Below are 2,548 nucleotides of genomic sequence, written 5' to 3'. Positions count from 1 at the left end.
TCAACGATCTGCTCTTTAACTCCCGGCTTTCGCGCTTCATAGCGGTAGGTAAGCTGGAATACACGGTGACAGCACTGACACCGGAAGCGTTCGCGCTTAGTTGGACTAAGGCCATGTCGATAAATTTCATCTGAATGGCAGCGAGGACAATGAACAGAAACTGTAACCACGTGGAAACCTCAAATAGAGGCAGAATATCACAAAAGTCAACTATTTGAAGGCATTACCTGACCATTGTGCCGTTCGCCAACGCAAACTGCAACTCGTGGGACTTCGGCAATGGCAACGTTGTGCATGACTTTTTGACCGCTGACCGTATGGCAAAAACACAGGGAAAAATCCTCGCTCAACACCGGCACCGGCGCTTTAGCGAAAGCCACTAATGACGGGAAGGCATAAGTATGTATTACCTGAGAGAGGAAGCCATTGAGCAGCAGCTTATCCGCGCGGTAAAAGCCGCCGGCGGCATCGCATACAAGTTTGTGTCGCCGGGCAGGCTGGGTGTGCCTGATCGCCTGGTGGTGCTTCCCGGCGGCCGGGTGCTGTTTGTGGAATGCAAAGCGCCGGGGCAGAAAGCCCGACCCTCCCAGCAACGCGAACACAACCGGCTCAGGGCGCTGGGGTGCGAAGTCATTACTCTGGATAGCAAAAATATTAGCGAAATAGTATGGAAATCAAACGGGAATATAAAGCAGGCTACGGAGAATTGAATCATGAAACTGGATAAGGCACGGGTGCTGACCTTCAGGCACCCCAATATGGGCGAGGTCGTCGCCATCACCGACGGCGGCGAGAGTATCGACGATGCCCGCTATCTGGTCAGTCTGGGCAGGCAGCCTAACGAGGACTGGGAAACGCAGACACTCAGGGCAGTAATCGAATATATGGCGGAAGACAACAAGCGTCTACGCAAGCAGGTTAAGCGCCTGACGCAGGAAGCGTGTTGCTGAAAGTGGAGGGTCGAGCAGGCATCGAACCCGCGTCCTTACGGTTTTTTGATAACACGTACGCTCTTCCAATCTGAGCTACCGACCCCATTGGCTGGAATTATAGCAGTAAAGAGATCTGACTACCCTGATGTAGATCAATTTTACCACAGCAATTTCTGTGAATTTAGCCAGTAGTTACGGTTAATAAAAATCAAAGCAGTTTAATTACGACAGTTACGATGGTCGATGTCAGACCGGCAATAGCAAGCATCACCGCACTTAGTTTTATCAATAATCCATTCGCAGTATGTTCAACATCCTTACGGAGTAAAGCAATCTGCGCGTCGGTCTTCTCGAAGCGTGCTTGCATCTGCGCCTCGGTCTTCTCGAACCGTGCTTCCATATCCTTACGGACATCGGCTATCTCTGCGGATAGGTCCTTACGGACATCGGCTATCTGAGCGTCAGTTTTATCGAATCTGGCATCGATTTCCTTACGAACGTCCTCAAGGTCACGCTTGGTGGCCACATCCGCCACCTCGTGAGATTTGCGTACGACGAGCGAAATCGCCCTAGCCTGCTCTCTGGAAATGCCAGCAGTCTCAAGCTCTTCTGACGCCTGCAATGTATCAAATGCGACTTGGCCCATGGGGATCCTCCTGTGTTAAGCCAAGTGTAAGCGATCTGACCGCCAACCTGCAAAATTTTGCTAACTACATTGCATGTTCATAGCCGTTGCAGGTCATTAAAGTGCTCCCAACGGTAGCTAACATTCTGGACACAGGCCTCACTCAAAGGAACAAGCTCACACTTTGCATACGATAATTCACACTTATTTTGTGGTTTATCATTTTTTTTCTCGTGAAAAGAAAAGCGTTTAATAAATGAATTACGCACATTTTTCAGATTTCTAAGCATCGGCGCTGATACTCGTTTAAATTTCAATTGCGTAACATCACCTGATGAATTAGAAGCATTATTTACAAGCATTAATGAAGCCTTATATTTTATATTGCAAATTATTCAATTTGCGATTTATTTTACGCCATAACATGTAGAATGTACCTTGAAGTACAATAGCTTATTCACCGCATTTTGATTGCTTTAAATGCCCATTTTTATGTGTATTCTCATACTAATCAGCATTGCGCTTTAACCATTGACGGAAGAATAACCCATGCGCTATAGTCAATATGCACCTGCAAATTCAGGTGTCGGGTTTAGCACCCCGCCGAGGTTTACCGCGACAATGTGACACGCCGCGAGCGTGTTTTTTATTGCTCAAAGCATCCGTACGCCCTAACAATGGTGGACTGGATGGGGCAGCCGAAAGGCTGGCCGGCTGGTAAACCCGGTAGTGCTAACCCTGTTCAGTTCGCCACCAACGAGTTGGTAATGCCTTCAAATAGTTGACTTTTGTGATATTCTGCCTCTATTTGAGGTTTCCACGTGGTTACAGTTTCTGTTCATTGTCCTCGCTGCCATTCAGATGAAATTTATCGACATGGCCTTAGTCCAACTAAGCGCGAACGCTTCCGGTGTCAGTGCTGTCACCGTGTATTCCAGCTTACCTACCGCTATGAAGCGCGAAAGCCGGGAGTTAAAGAGCAGATCGTTGA

General features: G+C 48.1%; 5 protein-coding genes and 1 tRNA gene. 3 read left to right on the top strand and 3 right to left on the bottom strand.

The window, feature by feature from the left end:
* Nucleotides 1-170: IS1 family transposase (locus CINSTRO3249_RS14990; RefSeq protein WP_143146886.1), on the bottom strand; the 170-nt coding region annotated here is incomplete at its 3' end.
* Between the two features lie 231 nt (nt 171-401).
* On the opposite strand from CINSTRO3249_RS14990, the gene CINSTRO3249_RS14985 reads away from it, so the two are divergent.
* Together CINSTRO3249_RS14985 and CINSTRO3249_RS14980 are read left to right on the top strand one after the other, a co-directional pair.
* Nucleotides 402-710 carry a PDDEXK family nuclease gene (locus tag CINSTRO3249_RS14985; protein ID WP_074013822.1) on the top strand — a complete coding sequence of 103 codons (309 nt, stop codon included), beginning with the start codon at nt 402-404 and terminating at the stop codon, nt 708-710.
* 3 nt (nt 711-713) lie between these two features.
* Nucleotides 714-950 (top strand): hypothetical protein, encoded by a 237-nt coding sequence (locus CINSTRO3249_RS14980; RefSeq protein WP_074013821.1) that lies wholly within the window; start codon nt 714-716, stop codon nt 948-950.
* Nucleotides 951-953: 3 nt separating this feature from the next.
* On the opposite strand, the gene CINSTRO3249_RS14975 is transcribed toward CINSTRO3249_RS14980, so the two are convergent.
* Nucleotides 954-1,035 (bottom strand) — tRNA-OTHER (locus tag CINSTRO3249_RS14975).
* Nucleotides 1,036-1,140: 105 nt separating this feature from the next.
* Complete coding sequence (locus CINSTRO3249_RS14970) at nt 1,141-1,578, bottom strand: hypothetical protein (protein WP_074013820.1); 438 nt, start codon at nt 1,576-1,578, stop codon at nt 1,141-1,143.
* An 800-nt stretch (nt 1,579-2,378) separates the two neighbouring features.
* Between CINSTRO3249_RS14970 and CINSTRO3249_RS16910 the strand changes: the two genes are divergently transcribed.
* Nucleotides 2,379-2,548: IS1 family transposase (locus tag CINSTRO3249_RS16910; RefSeq protein ID WP_143146886.1), on the top strand; the 170-nt coding region annotated here is incomplete at its 3' end.

The sequence above is a fragment of the Candidatus Sodalis sp. SoCistrobi genome, assembly GCF_900143145.1.
Taxonomy (GTDB): domain Bacteria; phylum Pseudomonadota; class Gammaproteobacteria; order Enterobacterales; family Enterobacteriaceae; genus SoCistrobi.
Note: the sequence above shows the minus strand (reverse complement) of the source record. Positions and strands in the feature narration are given on the sequence as shown.